The sequence below is a fragment of the Georgenia halophila genome (genome assembly GCF_039541595.1).
In genome coordinates this window covers 157,874-177,121 of record NZ_BAABGN010000006.1, presented here as the reverse complement: position 1 = coordinate 177,121, position 19,248 = coordinate 157,874, and the positions used below count along the sequence as shown (strand labels likewise).

At 71.8% G+C, this 19,248-nt stretch carries 17 protein-coding genes and 1 tRNA gene; 16 read left to right on the top strand and 2 right to left on the bottom strand.

What is annotated here, in order from left to right:
• Positions 1 to 7: 7 nt before the first annotated feature.
• Entirely contained in the window at positions 8 to 838 is an 831-nt protein-coding gene (locus tag ABD907_RS08015) for a Mut7-C RNAse domain-containing protein (protein WP_345215719.1), read from the top strand.
• A gap of 22 nt (positions 839 to 860) precedes the next feature.
• Here the strand turns inward: ABD907_RS08015 and ABD907_RS08010 are convergent, their stop codons facing one another.
• Positions 861 to 1,238, bottom strand: a complete 378-nt coding sequence (locus ABD907_RS08010) for a winged helix-turn-helix transcriptional regulator (protein ID WP_345215718.1) — start codon at positions 1,236 to 1,238, stop codon at positions 861 to 863.
• Positions 1,239 to 1,367: 129 nt separating this feature from the next.
• Here ABD907_RS08010 and ABD907_RS08005 point away from each other — a divergent pair, with 129 nt between their 5' ends.
• From ABD907_RS08005 to nhaA, 12 genes are all read left to right on the top strand, one after another.
• The gene (locus ABD907_RS08005) at positions 1,368 to 2,252 is read left to right on the top strand and encodes an NAD(P)-dependent oxidoreductase (RefSeq protein WP_345215717.1); all 885 of its coding nucleotides are present in this window, start codon (positions 1,368 to 1,370) and stop codon (positions 2,250 to 2,252) included.
• Positions 2,249 to 3,121 carry an NAD(P)-dependent oxidoreductase gene (locus tag ABD907_RS08000; protein ID WP_345215716.1) on the top strand — a complete coding sequence of 291 codons (873 nt, stop codon included), beginning with the start codon at positions 2,249 to 2,251 and terminating at the stop codon, positions 3,119 to 3,121. Before ABD907_RS08005 ends, ABD907_RS08000 begins: the two co-directional genes overlap by 4 nt.
• A 269-nt stretch (positions 3,122 to 3,390) precedes the next feature.
• Positions 3,391 to 7,029, top strand: a complete 3,639-nt coding sequence (mfd, locus tag ABD907_RS07995; RefSeq protein ID WP_345215715.1) for a transcription-repair coupling factor — start codon at positions 3,391 to 3,393, stop codon at positions 7,027 to 7,029.
• Positions 7,030 to 7,418: 389 nt separating this feature from the next.
• Positions 7,419 to 8,216, top strand: coding sequence for a SurA N-terminal domain-containing protein (locus tag ABD907_RS07990; RefSeq protein WP_345215714.1), 798 nt, complete (start codon positions 7,419 to 7,421; stop codon positions 8,214 to 8,216).
• A gap of 340 nt (positions 8,217 to 8,556) precedes the next feature.
• A complete protein-coding gene (locus ABD907_RS07985; RefSeq protein ID WP_345215713.1) occupies positions 8,557 to 9,192 on the top strand; it encodes a hypothetical protein in 636 nt (211 codons plus the stop codon).
• A 16-nt stretch (positions 9,193 to 9,208) separates the two neighbouring features.
• Positions 9,209 to 9,997 carry an energy-coupling factor transporter transmembrane component T gene (locus tag ABD907_RS07980; protein WP_345215712.1) on the top strand — a complete coding sequence of 263 codons (789 nt, stop codon included), beginning with the start codon at positions 9,209 to 9,211 and terminating at the stop codon, positions 9,995 to 9,997.
• On the top strand, positions 9,985 to 11,790 hold the full coding sequence (locus ABD907_RS07975; protein WP_345215711.1) for an ABC transporter ATP-binding protein: 1,806 nt from the start codon (positions 9,985 to 9,987) through the stop codon (positions 11,788 to 11,790). The genes ABD907_RS07980 and ABD907_RS07975 overlap by 13 nt, the downstream gene beginning before the upstream one ends.
• A 135-nt stretch (positions 11,791 to 11,925) precedes the next feature.
• A complete protein-coding gene (locus ABD907_RS07970) occupies positions 11,926 to 12,480 on the top strand; it encodes a SurA N-terminal domain-containing protein (protein WP_345215710.1) in 555 nt (184 codons plus the stop codon).
• Between the two features lie 148 nt (positions 12,481 to 12,628).
• Positions 12,629 to 13,915: a phosphopyruvate hydratase gene (gene eno, locus ABD907_RS07965; RefSeq protein ID WP_345215709.1), complete on the top strand. Its 1,287-nt coding sequence runs from the start codon at positions 12,629 to 12,631 to the stop codon at positions 13,913 to 13,915.
• Positions 13,916 to 14,060: 145 nt separating this feature from the next.
• Positions 14,061 to 14,801, top strand: a complete 741-nt coding sequence (locus ABD907_RS07960; RefSeq protein ID WP_345215708.1) for an FtsB family cell division protein — start codon at positions 14,061 to 14,063, stop codon at positions 14,799 to 14,801.
• A 127-nt stretch (positions 14,802 to 14,928) separates the two neighbouring features.
• Complete coding sequence (locus tag ABD907_RS07955; RefSeq protein WP_345215739.1) at positions 14,929 to 15,408, top strand: DUF501 domain-containing protein; 480 nt, start codon at positions 14,929 to 14,931, stop codon at positions 15,406 to 15,408.
• Positions 15,409 to 15,545: 137 nt separating this feature from the next.
• A complete protein-coding gene (gene nhaA / locus ABD907_RS07950) occupies positions 15,546 to 16,862 on the top strand; it encodes a Na+/H+ antiporter NhaA (protein ID WP_486334061.1) in 1,317 nt (438 codons plus the stop codon).
• 55 nt (positions 16,863 to 16,917) lie between these two features.
• Here nhaA and ABD907_RS07945 read toward each other — a convergent pair whose 3' ends face one another.
• Complete coding sequence (locus ABD907_RS07945) at positions 16,918 to 17,379, bottom strand: aminoacyl-tRNA deacylase (RefSeq protein ID WP_345215706.1); 462 nt, start codon at positions 17,377 to 17,379, stop codon at positions 16,918 to 16,920.
• Between the two features lie 61 nt (positions 17,380 to 17,440).
• Between ABD907_RS07945 and ABD907_RS07940 the strand changes: the two genes are divergently transcribed.
• From ABD907_RS07940 to ABD907_RS07930, 3 genes are all read left to right on the top strand, one after another.
• Positions 17,441 to 18,436, top strand: coding sequence for a Ppx/GppA phosphatase family protein (locus tag ABD907_RS07940; protein ID WP_345215705.1), 996 nt, complete (start codon positions 17,441 to 17,443; stop codon positions 18,434 to 18,436).
• A gap of 33 nt (positions 18,437 to 18,469) precedes the next feature.
• Positions 18,470 to 18,543: transfer RNA gene (locus ABD907_RS07935), tRNA-Leu, on the top strand.
• A 135-nt stretch (positions 18,544 to 18,678) separates the two neighbouring features.
• Positions 18,679 to 19,194, top strand: a complete 516-nt coding sequence (locus ABD907_RS07930; RefSeq protein WP_345215704.1) for a hypothetical protein — start codon at positions 18,679 to 18,681, stop codon at positions 19,192 to 19,194.
• Positions 19,195 to 19,248 lie beyond the last annotated feature (54 nt).

Sequence of the window (19,248 nt, the reverse complement as noted above, 5' to 3'; positions counted from 1 at the left end):
CGCGCAGATGCTCACCGTCGGTGTCGAGGTCGGTCCGGAGCTGCGGTTCCTGCTCCGGCCCGACCGGCGCGACGGCCACGTCGAGGTGGCTGCCGCGGACACCGACACCGTGGGCCACGTCGTCCAGATGGTCGGCGTACCACTGACCGAGGTGGGAGCGCTGCGGGTGGGCGGCCGGACGGTCGGCAGCGACGACCCCCTGAGGTGGTACGCCGGTCTCGAGGCCGAGGCCGAGGCCGAGGCCGAGGCCGCAGGCGCTGCGGACCGGCGTCCCGTGATCGAGGTCCCGGCGCGCCCGCGACCGCAGCCGGTGCCGACCGAACCGCCTCGGTTCCTCCTCGACGTTCACCTGGGCTCGCTGGCCCGCCGGCTGCGGCTGGTGGGCGTGGACGCCGCCTACCAGACCGACGCCGCGGACGAGACGCTGGTGGCTCAGGCCGTCGCCGAGCAGCGCGTCCTGCTGACCCGGGACCGCGGGTTGCTCTTCCGTAGCGCGCTGCCGCACGGCGCACTGGTCCGGCACGACCGCGCGGCCGAGCAGCTGGCGGACGTCCTCGACAGGTTCGCGCCGCCGCTGGCTCCGTGGACGCGCTGCGGCCGGTGCAACGGCGTGCTGGTACCCGTCGCGCAGGAGGAGGTCGCGAACCGTCTCGAGCCCGGGACCCGGCGTACGTACGACGAGTTCGCGCGCTGCTCCGAGTGCCGGCAGGTGTACTGGCGTGGCGCGCACAGCGGGCCGCTCGAGCAGCTCGTCCGGCGTGCCGAGGAGATTGTCGCGAGGGCTACTCGGAACACCGAGGGCTACAGGCGCAACAGTGGCCCTCGGTGTTCTGAGTAGCCCTGGCGCGATCCGGACGTCATCAGCGCGGCATCGCGTCCGCGTCCGCGTGCTCGACGAGACCCGTCTGCTCCCGCTCGACCCGTTCCTTGCCCCACTGCCCGAGCGGCGCGAGCGCCTCGTTGAGCGAACGGCCGTGCTCCGTCAGCGAGTACTCCACGCGCGGCGGGACCTCCGCGTAGACCTTCCGGCGGACGAGGCCGTCCTCCTCCATCTCCCGCAGGTGCTGGGTCAGCATCTTCTCGCTCACCCCGGGCAGGCCGCGCCGCAGCTCGGCGAACCGCCGCTTCCCGTGGGCGTCGAGCTCCCACAGGATGAGTCCCTTCCACTTTCCGCTCACCACGTCCATCGCGGCGTCGATGCCGCAGACGTAGGGCCCCGACCGAGGTGTCTTGGCCATGTCTTCACTCCCTCGCCGCCCGGGCGCTTACCGAAAGGTAAGTACCGCAGAAAATAGTGCGTACTTCCCTGATCGTGCGTGGGTGACGAGCATGAAGGAGAACACCACCATGCACAAGGGAGCACAGCCGTGAATCAGAAACTGCCGCCGGTCACCGTCATCGGCCTCGGGCCGATGGGGCAGGCGATGGCCCGGACCCTGCTGGCCGCCGGGCACGCGGTGACCGTCTGGAACCGCAGCCCCGGCCGCGCCGATGCGCTCGTCGAAGACGGCGCCCACCGCGCCGAGCGCCCGGCCGACGCCGTCGCCGCCGCCGAGCTGATCGTCCTCAGCCTCACCGACTACCGAGCCATGTACGACATCCTCGACGGTGCGTCCGGGGCGCTCAGCGGCCGCACCGTGGTCAACCTCAGCTCGGACACCCCGGAGAAGACTCGTCAGGCGGCGACGTGGACCGCCGGGCACGGTGCCACCTTCTTGACCGGGGGAGTGATGACCCCGGCGCCGATGGTCGGCACCGACGACGCATTCGTCTACTACAGCGGTCCCGCCGCCGCCTTCGAGCAGTACCGCGAGACGCTGGCGCGGATCGGTGCTCCGCGCTACCTCGGCGAGGACCCGGGGCTTGCGCAGCTGATGTACCAGGCCCACCTCGACGTGTTCCTCACCGCGTTGTCCGGGCTCATGCACGCCACCGCCCTGATGAGGTCGGCCGGCATCCCGGCGAGCGAGTTCCTTCCCGAGGTGATGCCCACCCTGACAGAGATCCCCGCGATGCTCGGTGCCGGCGAGGACCCCGGTCGGCAGATCGACGCGGGCGAGCATCCGGGCGGCCTGAGCACCGTGACGATGATGGGCGCCACCGCCGACCACATCGTCGCCACCAGCGAGGCCGCGGCGATCGATCTTGGGCTGCCCCGGGCCGTCCGGGCCCACTACCACCGAGCGATCGCGGACGGTCACTGGCGGGACAACTGGACCCGCATCATCGACGGCATCGGGGACCCGCGATGAGTGGCGCGACGAGATCTCAGGTGACCGTGCTCGGTCTCGGCGCCATGGGCCGCGCACTCGCGGGGTCCTTGCTCGCCGAGCCCGCGAACACCGTGACGGTGTGGAACCGCACGCCTGGCCGCGACGCCGACCTCGTCGCCCGCGGCGCTCGTCCCGCGACAAGCGTCCGCGACGCCGTGACGGCCGGCCCGCTCGTCATCGTCTGCCTGTACGACCACGCCTCCGTGCACGCCACCCTCGACCCGGTGGCCGATCACCTTCGTGGCCGCACGGTCGTCAACCTCACCACCGGCACGCCGAACGAGGCGCGCGAGCTCGCGACGTGGGCCGAGCGGCACGGCATCGACTATCTCGACGGCGCCATCATGGCCATCCCGTCGATGATCGGAACCCCGGAGGCAGCGATCCTCTACAGCGGGTCGCAGCCGGCCTTCGAGGAGCACCGGCAGGTGCTCGACGCGTGGGCGACGAGCACCTACGAGGACGCGGACGCCGGCCGGGCTTCGTTGCTCGACCTGGCGATGCTGTCGGCCATGTACACCATGTTCGCGGGCTTCCTGCACGGCGCCGCCATGGTCACGGCCGACGGCGTGAGCGCCCGTGAGTTCGCGGCCCGTGCCACACCCTTCCTCGCGGCCATGACCTCGGCGTTCGAGGCCGACGCCGAGATCGTCGACAGCGGCAGCTATGCCACGGACGGCCAGACGCTCGACTGGTCCGACCTCAGCCACCTCGTCCGAGTAAGTGAGGAGCAAGGTGTCGACCCCGCACCGATTGCGATGGTCGAGCAGCTGCGGCGCCGTCAGGTCGACGCCGGGCACGGCGGGGACGCCTTCGCGCGGATCTACGAGAGCCTCCGCCGCACCTGAGGTCACGGGCTTGTCCGCGACCGCCGGTCGCCAAGGCTGCTCGTGAGGCCGAGCGGATCGGACCTACTCTACCGCGCGAGCAGCACGGGCGCCGTCGGCCCTGTCGGCCCCGACCGGCCCCGCGCGTGTGGGGCGCCGGACGTAGACTGGCTCGCCGGACCCCGCATCCTCGAAGGATTCGGGGCTCAGGTGCTGCCTGCCGTCGCCCCGCTCACCGGCACGGGCGCGCATCCGGCCGCCGAGCCCGCCGCCGACATCGCGAAGGACCCATGAAGCTCACCGGACTGCTCCCGCTGCTGCGGCGGGACCCCGCCGTCGCCGACGCCCTCCGGCAGGCGCGCGAGCCCGTGCTGGCGCCGATGCTGCACATCAACGCCGCGCTCGGGGTGCGCGCACCGCTCGCCGCGAGCATCACCGAGCACCGCCCGGTGCTCATCGTCACGGCCACCGGCCGCGAGGCCGACGAGGCCGTCGGTGTGCTGCGCAACTTCCTTCCCGAGCACGACGTCGCAGCCTTCCCGGCGTGGGAGACGCTCCCGCACGAGCGGCTCTCGCCGCGCAGCGACACGGTCGCCAAGCGCCTCGCCGTGCTCCGCCGGCTCGCGCACCCGGGCGCGGAGGGCACGCGTGCCGGACCGATCCGGGTCCTCGTCGTCCCGGTCCGTGCCCTCCTGCAGCCGGTCGTCACCGGCCTCGGCGACCTCGAGCCCGTCGCCCTGCGGGTGGGGGAGGAGCGCGACCTCGAACAGCTCGCCGCCGACCTCGTCGCGGCCGCCTACACCCGCGTCGACATGGTGGAGCGGCGCGGCGAGTTCGCCGTTCGCGGCGGCATCCTCGACGTCTTCCCGCCCACCGAGGACCACCCGCTGCGCCTGGAGTTCTTCGGTGACGAGGTCGAGGAGATCCGGTCCTTCGCCGTCGCCGACCAGCGCTCGCTGGACGCCGCCGAGGAGCTGTGGGCGCCGCCGTGCCGCGAGCTGCTGCTCAACGAGGACGTCCGCGCCCGCGCGGCCCGGCTCGTCGAGGACCTCCCGGGCGCCCGCGACATGCTGGAGAGGCTGAGCGAGGGCATCGCCGTCGAGGGCATGGAGTCCCTGGCCCCCGTGCTCGCACCGGGCATGGAGCCGGTCCTCGACCTCGTCCCGGACGGCACGCTCGTCGTCCTGTCCGACCCCGAGCGGGTCCGCCGCCGCGCGCACGACCTCGTCGCCACCACCGAGGAGTTCCTGTCCGCGGCCTGGGCGTCCGCCGCACAGGGCGGCAAGACGCCGCTGGACCTGCGTGCCGCCTCGTTCGCCGACCTCGCCGAGGCACGCGCGCTCGCCCTGACCCGCGGTCTGGGTTGGTGGTCCTTCTCGGCGCTGCCCAGCGACGCCGAGCTGGACATGGACGACGGCGGAGCGGTCCCGGACGGGGACGGCCGGGGCGGTTCTCTGGCCGTCGATGCGCGCGACGTCGAGCGGTACGCCGGCGACGTCGAGCGCGCCCTGAAGGACCTCACCGACCTCGTGCACCAGGGGTGGCGCCTCGTCGTGACCACCGAGGGTCCCGGACCGGCCCGTCGGATGACCGAGCAGCTCGCCGCCGCCGACGTCCCGGCCCGGCTGGTCGAGGAGATCGCCGACGAGCCGCCGGAGTCGGTCGTCCTCGTGACGACGGCGGCCACCGGCCGCAGCTTCGTCGCACCCGAGCTCCGCCTCGCACTCATCACGGAGTCCGACATCACCGGGCGCGCCGGCACCTCCACCCGCGACATGCGGCGCATGCCGTCACGGCGCCGCAACGTCGTCGGCCCGCTCGCCCTGCGCGCCGGCGACCACGTGGTCCACGAGCAGCACGGCGTCGGCCGGTTCGTCGATCTGGTCAAGCGCACGGTCGGGAAGGGGCCGGACGCGACCAGCCGCGAGTATCTCGTCATCGAGTACGCCGCCTCCAAACGCGGCCACCCCGGCGACCGGCTGTTCGTCCCGACCGACTCCCTCGACCAGGTCACCAAGTACACCGGCGGCGAGTCGCCGACGCTGTCGAAGATGGGCGGCGGCGACTGGGCGAAGACCAAGGCCTCGGCCCGCAAGGCGGTCCGCAAGATCGCCTCCGAGCTGATCCGGCTCTACGCCGCGCGCATGTCCACCAAGGGGCACGCCTTCGCCCCGGACACCCCGTGGCAACGCGAGCTCGAGGACGCCTTCCCGTACATGGAGACGCCGGACCAGGTGGTCACCATCGACGAGGTCAAGGCGGACATGGAGAAGCCCAACCCGATGGACCGCCTCATCAGCGGCGACGTCGGTTACGGCAAGACCGAGATCGCCATCCGGGCGGCGTTCAAGGCCGTGCAGGACGGCAAGCAGGTGGCCGTCCTGGTCCCGACGACGCTGCTCGTCCAGCAGCACCTCGACACGTTCTCCGAGCGGTACGCCGGCTTCCCCGTGTCGGTGAAGGCGCTGTCGCGGTTCCAGACCGATTCGGAGGCCCAGACCGTGCGCGAGGGCGTGCGCAAGGGCAGCGTCGACGTTCTCATCGGCACCCACCGCATCCTGACCGGCGAGGTCCGGTTCACGGACCTCGGGCTCGTGATCGTCGACGAGGAGCAGCGCTTCGGCGTCGAGCACAAGGAGACGCTCAAGCAGATGCGCGCAGAAGTCGACGTCCTCGCGATGTCCGCGACGCCGATCCCGCGCACCCTGGAGATGGCGATCACCGGCATCCGCGAGATGTCCACGCTCGCCACCCCGCCGGAGGAGCGACACCCCGTGCTGACCTACGTCGGGGCCTACGAGGAGAAGCAGGTCGCCGCCGCCATCCGCCGGGAGCTGCTCCGCGAGGGCCAGGTCTTCTACGTCCACAACCGGGTCTCCTCGATCAGCAAGGCCGCCTCGCACCTGCAGGAGCTGGTGCCCGAGGCGCGAATCGGCGTCGCGCACGGCCGGATGAACGAGCACCAGCTGGAGAAGGTCATCCAGGACTTCTGGAACAAGGAGTTCGACGTCCTGGTCTGCACCACGATCGTCGAGACGGGACTGGACATGTCCAACGCCAACACGCTCATCGTGGAGCGCGGCGACCAGCTCGGCCTGTCGCAGGCGCACCAGCTGCGCGGCCGGGTCGGACGCGGTCGCGAGCGCGCGTACGCGTACTTCTTCTACCCGCCCGAGCGGCCGCTGACCGAGACCGCCCACGACCGTCTCGCCACGATCGCCGCGCACACCGACCTCGGCGCCGGTATCCAGGTGGCCATGAAGGACCTCGAGATCCGTGGTGCCGGCAACCTCCTCGGCGGCGAGCAGTCGGGCCAGATCGCAGGCGTCGGTTTCGACCTGTACGTGCGAATGGTCTCCGACGCCGTCGCCGAGTTCCGCGGAGAGAAGGAGGAGGAGAAGGCGGACGTCCGGGTCGAGCTGCCGATCGACGCGCACGTGCCGCACGACTACATCTCCCACGAGCGGCTGCGCCTCGAGGCCTACGCCAAGATCGCCGCCGCCGGCGACGACGCGTCCGTGAAGGCCCTGCGCGAGGAGCTGGTCGACCGGTACGGCCCGGTGCCCGAGCCCGTGGAGCGACTCTTCGCGGTCTCCGCCCTCCGGGCGAAGGCCCGTGCGGTCGGTCTCACCGAGATCACCGGGCAGGGCAAGTACGTGCGGTTCGCCCCGGTGGACCTGCCCGAGTCCGCGCAGCTGCGGCTCAAGCGGCTCTACCCCTCGACGGTGCTCAAGCCGGCGGTGCGCGCGGTCCTCGTGCCGTTCCCCATGACGGCGAGGCTCGGCGGCAAGCCGCTGAACGACGCCGCGCTCCTCGAATGGGTGAACGAGCTCATCGACGCCGTGCTGACGTCCTCGGTCTCGGCGGCGGCGGCCGTGGGGGAGAAGGTCGGCGCGGGCAACGAGCAGCCGGGTCGGGCAGGTGGGTGACCAGGGGGTCAAGGGCGCGGACCACTGAGCGTGCGGTCCACGGCGATTGCCGACCAGCAGGTACCGTGGAGAGCGATGAGTGACATTTCGTCGGCCCTGGTCCGCGCCCCGCGGTCCACGCGACTCCCCGTCGAGCGGTAACCGGCGTCGAACCGGTGCCTGGCGCCTGCCACGGGCAGCGCTCACTCCTCTGCGCGGCCAGCCGAGACCGGCTGGCCCCACCCGTGCACGCCGTTCCCGAGCACGGCTGGCGTTCAGGTTCGCCTGACACGTTCCCTGACTACCGGCGCAGCCCGCATGCCTTGAAGCCGTATGCCGGCGCGCCGCCCGCCTGAGCTGCTGACAGCTCACCCCGACCCAGCAGCCGCAGGACTCGAAGGAGTATGACCATGAGAAGAAGGATCGCGCTGACCATCGGCGCCGCCCTCGCCGCGTTCGGCCTCGCCGCGTGCGGCGGGGACCAGGGCAACGACGGCGCTGCGTCGCCGTCTACCTCGCCCTCGACGGAGCAGGGCACCGGCGCACCGTCCGAGCAGGGCACCGCAGCCCAGGGCGACCAGGGCCAGATGCCCCAGCCCAACCTCGACGGCATCCCGCAGACCGTCGCCGAGGTCAACGGTGAGCAGATCACCAAGGAAGACTTCGTCGCCAGCTACCAGGCCCGGTTCCAGCAGGCGGCCATGCAGGCGCAGCAGTCGGGTCAGCCCGTCGACCAGCAGCAGCTCAAGCAGCAGACCGTGGAGAGCATGGTCGGCACCGAGCTCCTGACCCAGGAGGCGGACAACCGCGGCTACGAGGTCACGCAGCAGCAGCTGGACCAGGCCCTGAACGAGGTCGTGCAGGCCAGCGGGCTCGGCTCCCCGGACGAGCTCATGAAGGCGATGGAGGAGCAGGGCATGGGCGAGGACGAGGTGATGTCCCAGCTCGAGACCCAGGTCGAGGTCGACCGACTGGTCGGCGAAGAGGCTGGTGACACCGCTCCCAGCGAGCAGGAGATGCGGCAGCTGTACGACCAGATGGCAGCCCAGCAGCAGAGCAGCGGCCAGGGTCAGGGTCAGCAGATGCCGAGCTTCGAGGAGGCGAAGCCGCAGCTCGAACAGCAGATCCAGTCCCAGAAGGAGTCCGAGGCGGCGCGCGCGCTGGTGACGGAGCTCCGCGAGAGCGGCGACGTCACGGTCAACCTCTGATCGGTCGGTCCGCTCAGTCCTCCGCCGGCGCCCAGGCGGTCACGGAATTACCGACAGCCCCGCCATCACCACGGCCCGCAACGCAGGTGCGGTGAGCTGGCCGACGGGAACGGTCTTCGCAGCGACGAGGAACCAGGGAGATTATCCGTCCGGCACGCCCCGCGGGTGAGGGACGTGCGAGGACGCCGCGAGGGTACTGTGGCGGCGTCTCGGCCCACGACGGCGGACGTGCCGGCGAGGGGCGGAACCGAGCGTTGGACATCCCCGGACCGTCGCGGAAAACTCGGGCACTCTCAGGGAATCGGGCCACGGCGGCCCGGTACCGGACGAAGGAGCAGACATGGGCCTCGGTGCTTCGATCAGGCGTGACTTCACCCTCATGGCGATCCTGCTCATCCCGGTGGCCATCGCGATCAACGTGGCCGTCGGCGGCCTCGTGAAGGCGCTGAACCTGTGGATCTTCCTCGACTCGATCGGCACGTTCCTGATCGCGATGCTCGCGGGTCCGTGGATCGGCCTGGTCACCGGCGCGTTGAGCATCCTGCTCCTGTCGGTGACGCAGGACCCCACCTTGGCGCCGTGGTCGATCCTCGCCGCCGCGATGGGTTTCCTCGTCGGTTGGCTCGCGCGCAAGGGATACACGACCACCTGGGGCAAGGCAGCCATCACGGCTGCGCTCGTCACCATCTGCTCGGTGGCCGTGTCGGTCCTGCTCAGCTACTTCCTCTTCGGTGGTTTCAACACGTCCGGGGTCTCCGTCCTGACCGGCGTCATGGTGGACTACGGCGATCTGCCCCTCTTCCTCGCGGTCGTCGCGTCCCACGTCCCTGCGGAGCTCGTGGACAAGTTCCTGTCGGTCGGGATCGCGGTGCTCGTCGTGAAGTCGATCTCCGACCGCCAGATCCTCCGCTTCCCGCACGGCCAGATCTACGTCGACGCCCGCAAGAAGGCTCGCCGCGGGGCGTCTGCCAGGTGAGCGCGCCGGTGCTCCGGTGACCGCGGCGACGCGGCCGGCGGGCGTCGAGCTGGTCACCGAGCCGAACCCCGTCCGCAACCTCAACCCGACGACGGTCGGTGTCGGTGCGTTCGTGCTCGCCGTCGTCTCCCAGCTCTTCGGGCTGTGGTCGGTGGGCGCGGTGCTCCTCGCCTGCTTCGTCGTCGCTGTCGCCGCGGGCCGGCTCCGACGCTTCGTCAAGGCTTGGGCCCCGACAGTCCTGCTGCTGAGCGCGGTGATCGTCACGCTGCAGACCCTGTTCATCCCCGGGGAGACAATCCTCGTCCGGGTCTGGATCCTCGACGCCACGCTCGAGGGCTTCGAGCGGGGCGTCACCTTCGCGCAGCGAATCATGGGGGTCGCGACGCCGATCGTCCTGGCGACCCAGGTGAGCAGCCGTCGCCGTGTCATGATCGAGCTCGAGCGGCGCCGGCTCCCGCCCAAGGCGACCTACGTCGTCGTCGCGGCGCTGAACCTCATCCCGGAGATGGGCAAGCAGCTGAGCACCATCCTCGACGCGCAGCGCGCCCGCGGCGTCGAGACCGACGCGAACTGGTTCGTCCGGGTCCGCGCGTTCGTGCCCACGCTCATCCCCCTGATCCTGACCTCCGTGCTGTCCGTCGAGGAGAAGGCGCTCGCGCTGCAGTCCCGTGGCTTCATGGTCACGGGGAAGAAGACCGCGCTGTACGCGGTCGCCGACACCAGGACCGACCGGGTGCTTCGCGCGGCACTGCTCGTCCTGCTCGTGCTTGTCGTCGCCGGAAGGATCCTGCTGTGGGCGTGGTGAACCCGGCCGAGAACGCCGCCGAACCGGCCGCCGACGGCGCCGCCGTGGAGATCACCGGCCTGACGTACGCCTACCCCGTCGGTGACGCTCCGGCCCTCAGGCGAGTGGACCTGCGCGTCGAGCCCGGCTCGCTGTGCGCGATCATCGGCCCTAACGGCGCGGGCAAGACCACCCTGTGCCACGCCATCCGTGGTTTCGTCCCGCAGTTCTACAAGGGTGAGCTGACCGGCACGGTGCGGGTCGGCGACATCGACATCGCGGACGCCGACGAGAACAGCCTCGCCCGGCACGTCGGTTACCTGTTCGAGAACCCGTTCACGCAGATGAGCGGGATCACCGACACGGTCTTCGACGAGCTGGCCTTCGGGCTCGCCAACCTCGGAGTCCCGGCGCCCGAGATTCGCAGCCGGGTGTCCGAACGGCTGGACGAGGCCGGGCTGACCGACCTGGCCGTCCGGAACCCGTTCCACCTCTCCGGCGGGCAGCAGCAACGCGTCGCGCTCGCCTCCGTGCTGATCATGGACCAGCCCGTCCTCGTCATCGACGAGCCCACCAGCCAGCTCGACCCCCGCTCCACCGAAGAGGTCTTCGACATCATCGCGAGGGCACGCGACGCCGGTCGCACCGTCGTGCTGGTCGAGCACAAGCTCGGTCTGGTGGCGGAGCACGCCGACCAGGTGGTCGTCCTAGACGGCGGCGAGGTCGTCGTCGACGGGCCCCCCGCGGCGGTCTTCGGCGACGCCCGCACGACGGCGCACGGGGCGGACCTGCCGCCGGCCGCCCGCCTGGCAGCGGGGTTACGGGCCCGCGGGTTCGACGTCGGCACGCACCTGAGCGTCGAAGCGCTCGCGGACGCGCTGCGCGCCGCCGTCGGCCGCGATCCCGACCCGCGCGACCACGACGACCGACCCGAACATGCCGGCCCGCCGGAGGGCCCCCTCCCGCCGGTACCCGGGGCCCCGGACGCTCGTGGGGCCGGCGAACCGCTCATCGAGCTCGACGACGTCTCCTACACCTACCCGAGCGGCACCCGCGCGGTCGACGGTGTCTCCCTCGCCGTCGGCGCCGGAGAGTCCGTGGCCATCGTCGGGCTGAACGGTGCCGGCAAGACCACCACCGTGAAGACGATGAACGCGCTCGTGCGGCCGACCTCGGGGTCCGTGCGGATCGCGGGCGTCGACACCGCGGGCAGCACCACGGCGCAGGTCTCCCGCCGGATCGGGTACGTCTTCCAGAACCCGGACGACCAGATCTTCCACACCACCGTGCGCGCCGAGGTCGACTACGGGCTGAAGCGGATGAAGCTGCCGGAGGAGGAGCGCGCGCGCCGTGTGCAGGAGGCGGCCGAGCTCACCGGCCTCGCCGACGCGCTGGAGGAGAACCCGCACGACCTGCCCCTGTCGGTCCGCAAGTTCGTCACCATCGCCTGCGTGCTCGCCGCCGACCCGGACGCCGTCGTGCTCGACGAGCCGACGGCCGGGCAGGACCGCGCCGGCCTGGACCGGCTCGCGGACCTCCTCGCGCACCTGGCCGAACGCGGCCGCACGGTCGTCACGATCACCCACGACATGGAGTTCGTCGCCGAGCACGTCGACCGGGTCGTGGTGATGGCACGCGGGCGGATCGTCGCCGACGGCCAGGCGTCGGACATCTTCACCGACGACGAGGCGATGTCGGCCGCCCGGCTCGCGCCGCCGGCGATCGTCGAGCTCGCCGGCCGGCTGGGGCTGGGGCACGCCGCCGACCTGGGCACGTTCGTCGCTGCCCTCCGGCGACGAGCCGGGCGGCCGTAGGCCGGGCGCGTCCACGGAGCGCAGGCTCCAACCCGTACGATGGGTTGCGGTTCGCACGCACGAAGGGCAGCACCGCGAGCGCAGGTCTGCGCTCTGCCGGAGACGCTGTACCCGGAAAGACACGGAGGTTCACCGGTGGCCCCACCCCGCCGTACGCTGGTCCGCTCCACCGCCGCCCTCTTGGCCGCCGGCGCTGCAGTGGCGGGATGCTCCGCCCAGCCCGGCACGGCCGCGACCGTCAACGACACCAGGATCACCGAGAACGAGGTCGCCTCCGCCACGGCGCAGTGGATCGAGATCAGCGGCCAGCAGGTCACCCCCGGCCAGGTCGCCCACATCCTCGTCCAGGCCGAGCTGTTCGAGCCCATTGCCACCGAGGGCGGGTTCGGCTACTCCGACCAGCAGGTCGAGCAGCTCCTCAAGGACGCCGCCGCCGCACAGGGCCAGCCCGCGCCCGAGGAGATCTCCGAGCCCGCCGTCGACCTCGCGCGGTTCGTCCTGCAGCAGGGCGATGTCACCGAGGCCCAGAACGCCGGGGAGCTCCTCAGCCAGCTGGATGAGGCGACCGCCGAGGCCGATATCGAGGTCAACCCGCGCTACGGCACCCGGAACGACTCCGGACAGATCGTGCAGACGACCTACGAGTGGATCCACCAGGAGCAGCAGCCCACGCCTGCGCCCGCGGGCTGAGACGCGCCGCGCGCTGCCCGCGACCTGCCGGACGACCGCCTCGCCGCAGCACCTCCAGGACACGGGACGGCCGCGTTCGAGGGGCGCCTGCCGTACTACGGTGGGACCGTCTCTTCCGCCCGAACATCCCCTGACGTAAGGAGTCCCTGTGGCCAGCATCGAGGCCGTCGGCGCCCGCGAGATCCTCGACTCGCGCGGCAACCCCACCGTGGAGGTCGAGGTCGCGCTCGAGGACGGCACCGTCGCTCGCGCGGCCGTCCCCTCCGGCGCCTCCACCGGCGCCTTCGAGGCCGTCGAACGCCGCGACGGCGACGAGGACCGCTACCAGGGCAAGGGCGTCCAGGACGCCGTCGACTCCGTCATCGACACCATCGCTCCCGAGGTGCTCGGCATCGACGCCACCGAGCAGCGCATCATCGACCAGACGCTGATCGACCTCGACGGCTCCACCAACAAGGCCAAGCTCGGCGCGAACGCCATCCTCGGCGTCTCGCTCGCCGTGGCCAAGGGCGCCGCCGAGTCGGCCGGCCTGCCGCTCTTCCGCTACGTCGGCGGGCCGAACGCCTACCTGCTGCCGGTGCCGATGATGAACATCCTCAACGGCGGCTCCCACGCGGACTCCAACGTGGACATCCAGGAGTTCATGATCGTCCCGCTCGGCGCACCGACCTTCAAGGAGGCGCTGCGCTGGGGGACCGAGACCTACCACGCCCTGAAGTCGGTGCTCAAGTCCCGCGGCCTGGCCACCGGCCTGGGCGACGAGGGCGGCTTCGCACCGAACCTCGGTTCCAACCGGGAGGCGCTCGACCTCATCCTCGAGGCCATCGACAAGGCCGGATACAAGGCCGGTGAGGACATCGCCCTGGCTCTCGACGTCGCCGCCACGGAGTTCTTCTCCGGCGGCAGCTACAACTTCGAGGGCCAGTCCAAGACGCCCGAGGAGATGGTCGCGTACTACGAGCAGCTCGTCGCGGACTACCCGCTGGTGTCCCTCGAGGACCCGCTGAGCGAGGACGAGTGGGACTCCTGGTCGCAGCTGGTCGGCCGGATCGGCGACCGCACCCAGATCGTCGGCGACGACCTCTTCGTCACCAACCCCGAGCGCCTGACCCGTGGCATCGAGGAGGGCGCGGCGAACTCGCTGCTGGTCAAGCTCAACCAGATCGGTTCGCTGACCGAGACCCTCGACGCCGTGGCACTGGCCCAGCGCAACGGTTACACCGCGATGGTCTCGCACCGTTCCGGCGAGACCGAGGACACCACGATCGCGGACCTGTCCGTCGCGGTGAACGCCGGGCAGATCAAGACCGGCGCACCGGCCCGCGGCGAACGCATCAACAAGTACAACCAGCTGCTCCGCATCGAGGAGGAGCTCGACGACGCGTCCCTCTACGCCGGCCGCAGCGCCTTCCCGAGGGCTGCCAAACGGCGCTGACTGCCGACCCGACCGCCGCAGGCCCGCTCCCGTCTCGGGGCGGGCCTGCGGCGTACCGGGCTGCCGGCGGCCGCGCCGCGCTCCTGCCGCGACTCACGTGCCGTGGCTCCGCAGAATCGTGGCTCGCGTGGGAGACCATGACGTCATGACGTCCCGTCCGTCCACGCCCCGCCGGGCCGGCGCGCGCACGACGGCGTCACGCACCCGCGCCGCCCGCCAGACCTCCACGCACACCCGTCCGCCCGCCGGCGGAGCCAAGACGACCGGCCGCAAGAAGACGTCCCGGGTCGCCGGCACGGCCGAGCGGAGGCCCACCGCCACGGCGGGCAGCGACACGGGCAGCAACAAGGACCGCAGCGCCAGGTCGGGCAAGCGGATTGGCCGAGAGGAGGCGGGGCGCCGGGCCCTGACCTTCGGGACCCCGCACGGCGGACCCCGCCCGACGGTCAGCCTGCGAGCCCTTGCGCTGTTCATCGTGGTCCTCGTGGCCTTCGCCGTCGTGGCGCCCACCCTGCGCTACGCCGTGGCACAGCAGGAGGAGCTGCGGGAGCTCAACGCGGACGTGGCCGAGGCCGAGCAGCGCACCGCCGAGCTGCGCGACCAGCTCGAGCGCTGGCAGGACCCCGCGTACGTCAAGGCCCAGGCCCGGGACCGGCTCGGGTATGTGATGCCGGGGGAGCGGCCCTACGTCGTCGTCGATCCCGAGACGGTCACCGGCGGGCAGAACGAGGCCGAGGCGCGGGCCGCGGAACGGGAGGCGGAACGCGCCGCGGCGACGCCCTGGTACGTGCAGACGTGGCAGTCGGTGCAGGTGGCCGGCGAGTCCGTGGTCGGCGAGGAGGATCCCTCCGGCCTGACCGTGCCGACCGAGGAGCAGACGCCGTAGACCGTCCGCCTCGGCAGGCCGGGTCAGTTCCGTAGACAATGGCGCGGTGACCGAGCCTCAACGCACCGAGCCCCAGCACGCCGGCCCCGATCCGGCCGACGAGCCCGAACCCGCCGACCCGTCGGCCGTGACCGACGCCGACGTCGCCGTCCTCACCGCGCAGCTGGGACGGGTCCCGCGCGGTCTCGTCGCCGTCGCCGCCAGGTGCGTGTGCGGCCGGCCGCTGGTGGTGCGCACCGCGTCCCGCCTGGAGGACGGCACACCGTTCCCGACGACGTACTACCTCACGTGTCCGCCGGCGGTGAAGGCCGTCAGCACCCTCGAGGCCGAGCACGTCATGGAGGGCATGAACGCGCGCCTCGCCGAGGACCCCGACCTGGCCGCCCGGTATCGCGAGGCCCACGCCGACTACCTGCGCCGGCGGGACGAGCTCGGTGAGGTTCCCGAGATCACCGGCACCTCCGCCGGTGGCATGCCCACGCGGGTGAAGTGCCTGCACGCCCTGCTGGCTCACACGCTCGCCGTCGGGCCGGGCGTGAATCCCTTCGGCGACGAGACGCTGGACCTCCTCGAGGGCGTGTGGAGCCCCACCCGCTGCACCTGCTGATCCGCCTCGGAGCGCCCGTGACGACTCCCGTAAGGTGTGAGCCGGTGTGCCGGGAAGTCTGGTCGGCGGTCTGAGTCGTCATTTGACCCAACGAAAGGTGGCCCATGCCGCACCGCGAGCCGCACGTGCACCATCACATGCCGACGGAGAGCAACCGGAGCCGCAGGAAGCGCATCCGGATGAGCCTGGAGGACGAGACCTTCGCCGGCTCCCTGCTGCTCGCCGGTGCGGTGCTCGCACTGCTCTGGGCCAACTCCCCGTGGCGGGACGCGTACCACTCGCTCGCCGACTTCCACGTGGGGCCGGAGTCGCTGCACCTCGATCTCGCCCTCCACACCTGGGCGGCGGACGGCCTGCTCGCGATCTTCTTCTTCGTCGTCGGTCTCGAGCTCAAGACCGAGTTCGTCACCGGGTCGCTCAGGCGGATCAACGAGGCCCTGCTGCCCATGATCGCGGCGGTGCTGGGCATGGTGACACCGGCGGTGTTCTACACCGTCATCCAGCTGGCCAGCGGCTCCGGTGCGCTGCACGGCTGGGCCATCCCGACCGCCACCGACATCGCCTTCGCCGTGGCCCTGCTCGGCATCTTCGGCAAGGGCCTGCCGCCGGCGGCGCGCGTGTTCCTGCTGACGCTCGCCGTCGTCGACGATCTGCTCGCTATCATCGTGATCGCGATGTTCTACACCGCGGAGATCCAGTTCCTGCCCCTGCTCGGTGCGCTCGCGATCGTGGCGGTCTTCGGTGTGCTCGTCCAGCGCCGCATGCTGCAGTGGTGGCTGCTGGTCCCGCTCGGGATCCTCGCGTGGGGCCTCATGCACGCCTCCGGCGTGCACGCCACCGTCGCCGGGGTGCTGCTGGGCATGACCGTGCCGGCCAAGATGCGGCACGGCGACCACCACCAGGTCAGTCACCACTTCGTCGAGAAGGTCCAGCCGATCTCGGCCGGTTTCGCCCTGCCGGTCTTCGCGTTCTTCGCCGCCGGCGTCACCGTGATCGACACCGACGTGGCCGAGCTCGTCACGGACCCCGTGGTCCTCGGCGTCGTCGCCGGGCTCGTCCTCGGCAAGGTGCTCGGCATCTGGGGCGGCGTGGCGATCCTCGTGCGCACCACGCGGCTGCGGCTCGGCCACGGGGTCGATCTTCCCGACCTGCTCGGCGTCGCCATGCTGGCCGGCATCGGGTTCACGGTCTCGCTGCTGATCGCCGAGCTGTCCTTCGCGTCCGAGGAGTCCGGGAACGCCCGGTTCGCCGTGATCTTCGCCTCGGTGATCTCGGCGGCGCTCGCCGCGTTCACGCTCCGGGCACGGGCGAAGGTCCGGGTGCGCGGGCGCGGCTCCCGGGTGCGTTGGCTCGAGCCCGACAAGCGGCCCGACCGGCGCGGCACCATCCGGAGCATCGTCCGCAAGGGCCAGAACCGGCCGGGCACCGACCGGGGTGGCAACCGGCGCCGCTGAGCCCTCGCGGCCAGCGCAGACCGCCAGCTCCGGGGCCGACGAGACTACGCGGGCGTCAGTCCGGCTCGGTGACGTCGGCGACCTGCGCACCGAGCCGATCCACCAGCTCCGCGGCGTCCACGAGCGCCGCGACGCCGGGGGCGCCGGCGCCGATGGAGACCGTGCCGGTGACCGTGGCGTCGGCGACCACCGGCCACGTGGTCGTCGAGCCGAAGGGCGTGATGGTGCCGCGCTCGTACCCGGTCACCTCCCTGGCGGTCGCCGCGTCCGGCATCGAGATCCGGCTCACGCCGAGCAGCGCGCGCAGCTTCGGCCAGGAGATCGTCCGGCCGCCGGGGACCAGCACGAACAGGTAGTCCTCGGCCGCTCGGCGCACCACCAAGGTCTTGATGATCGCCGACGGGTCGACACCGCGGGCGGCGGCGGCCTCCTCCAGGCCGGCCACCGGGCCGTGCCGGGTGAGGGTGTAGGCGATGCCGGACTCCTCCAGGGCGGCGACCCCGCGCTCCTCGGTCATGTCCAGAGCGTAGAGAGTTCTCAGCTCGGGCGAGGTGGTCGAGACGTGGCAAGGTTGGCCCGTGACTCGCGTAGCCGCCATCGACTGTGGCACCAACTCCATCCGCCTCCTCGTGGCGGACCTGCACCGCGACGGCTCCGGCGACACCCGGCTGACCGACGTCGAACGCCGGATGGAGGTGGTCCGGCTCGGCCAGGACGTCGATCGCACCGGCCGCATCGACCCGGTGGCACTGGAACGCACCATCGCCGCGGCACGCGACTACGCCGAGCGCTGCCGTGCCCACGGCGTGGAGAGAGTGCGGTTCGTCGCCACCTCGGCCAGTCGCGACGCCGACAACCGGCAGGACTTCGTCGACGGGGTACGGGACGCCCTCGGCGTGGTGCCGGAGGTCATCACCGGCACCGAGGAGGCCGAACTGAGCTTTCGCGGCGCCCTGAGCGTCCTGGACCGGGCCGAAGGCGCAGGACCGCCGCACCTCGTGGTCGACATCGGTGGCGGGTCGACGGAGTTCGTCCTCGGCGACGGCGAGCAGCTCACCTCCCGCTCGGTCGACCTCGGCTGCGTCCGCCTGACGGAGCGCCACCTGCGCAGTGACCCGCCGACGCACGACGAGATCGCCGCCGCCCGGGTGGAGGTGCGTGCCCGGATCGACGAGGCGGCCGCCGTCGTCCCGCTGGAGCGGGTGCGCACGCTGGTGGGCGTGGCGGGCACGGTCACCACCGTCACGGCGCACGCCCTCGGTCTGGCCACGTACGACCCGGCGGCCATCGACGGCGCGTCGCTCGAGCCCGAGGTCGTCCACGGCTCCTGCGCGTCGCTGCTGGCCGCCACGCACGCCGAGCGTGCGGCCATGGGATTCATGCACCCCGGCCGGATCGACGTCATCGGGGCCGGCGCACTCATCTGGTCGGAGATCGTCTCCCGGGTCGAGACGGACGTGGGGCCCCGCGGCGTCGGCGGCTCCGGCGAGGACGGCTCAGGGGGCGCAGGGCTGGGACGCGTGCTGACGAGCGAGCACGACATCCTGGACGGGATCGCCCTCTCGTTGTCGTGAGCCGGGTGGACCCGGTGCCAGGATGAGTGCACCGCCCCCATAGCCCAACTGGCAGAGGCAGCCGGCTTAAACCCGGTCCAGTACGGGTTCGAGTCCCGTTGGGGGCACGCTGCTCCGCCGGGTCGCCCTCGGCCGCCTCGCCGCCCGTCGAGCGGGGGCGACCCGGGGTGTCGCCTGGTGTCGACCCTCGAGGAGATCACGGACGGATGTCACGGATCGCCGGCGTCCCTAGCGTCGTCAGCATGACCTTCTCGCACTCTCCCACGCAGACCGACCGTTCGCTGCGCCGTCGCCTCGGCCTGCCCCTGACCTGGCTGATCGGCCTGGCACTGCTCGCGCTCCCGCGCGTCGTCCTCCATGATCTCGGCGCCATCGAGGAGGGCACCACGCTCAACGCGCTCTTCGTCCTCGTCCCGCCCCTGGTGTGGGTCGCCGTCGTGCTCTGGAAGCGGGTGCCCAACGCGTTCCTCACGCTCCTCGTGGTCGGCGTCTGCTACGGCGCCCTGCTGGCGCTCGGCCACCAGCTGATGTGGGACGCGACCTTCGGGGGCGAGCAGCCCCGGCTGGGAGGCAACCTGGCCGGCACCGACCCGGAGGCGCAGTCACTGATCCTGCGCACCTTTGCGGTGGGCTCGAGCCTCGTCACGGGAACCCTCGTCGGCGCGATCGCCGGCGCCGTCGCGTGGGTCCTCGGCGCGCTCACCGGGCGCTCCCCAGGCGGCCGTGGCAACGCGGACGAGTCGCGCCGTCGCAGCTGAGCAACCTCGTCACCCTCGGGTCAAACGTGGGTACGTGTCAGGTATCACGGAACC

Bases quoted from the DNA above. Each gene is read 5' to 3' on its own strand.
- ABD907_RS07960 (WP_345215708.1), top strand. From the start codon at position 14,061: ATGACGTCCCGTCCGTCCACGCCCCGCCGGGCCGGCGCGCGCACGACG.
- ABD907_RS08015 (WP_345215719.1), top strand. From the start codon at position 8: ATGCTCACCGTCGGTGTCGAGGTCGGTCCGGAGCTGCGGTTCCTGCTC.
- nhaA (WP_486334061.1), top strand. From the start codon at position 15,546: ATGCCGACGGAGAGCAACCGGAGCCGCAGGAAGCGCATCCGGATGAGC.
- mfd (WP_345215715.1), top strand. From the start codon at position 3,391: ATGAAGCTCACCGGACTGCTCCCGCTGCTGCGGCGGGACCCCGCCGTC.
- ABD907_RS07985 (WP_345215713.1), top strand. From the start codon at position 8,557: ATGGGCCTCGGTGCTTCGATCAGGCGTGACTTCACCCTCATGGCGATC.
- ABD907_RS08010 (WP_345215718.1), bottom strand. From the start codon at position 1,238: ATGGCCAAGACACCTCGGTCGGGGCCCTACGTCTGCGGCATCGACGCC.
- ABD907_RS07990 (WP_345215714.1), top strand. From the start codon at position 7,419: ATGAGAAGAAGGATCGCGCTGACCATCGGCGCCGCCCTCGCCGCGTTC.
- ABD907_RS07945 (WP_345215706.1), bottom strand. From the start codon at position 17,379: ATGACCGAGGAGCGCGGGGTCGCCGCCCTGGAGGAGTCCGGCATCGCC.
- ABD907_RS08000 (WP_345215716.1), top strand. From the start codon at position 2,249: ATGAGTGGCGCGACGAGATCTCAGGTGACCGTGCTCGGTCTCGGCGCC.
- ABD907_RS07930 (WP_345215704.1), top strand. From the start codon at position 18,679: ATGACCTTCTCGCACTCTCCCACGCAGACCGACCGTTCGCTGCGCCGT.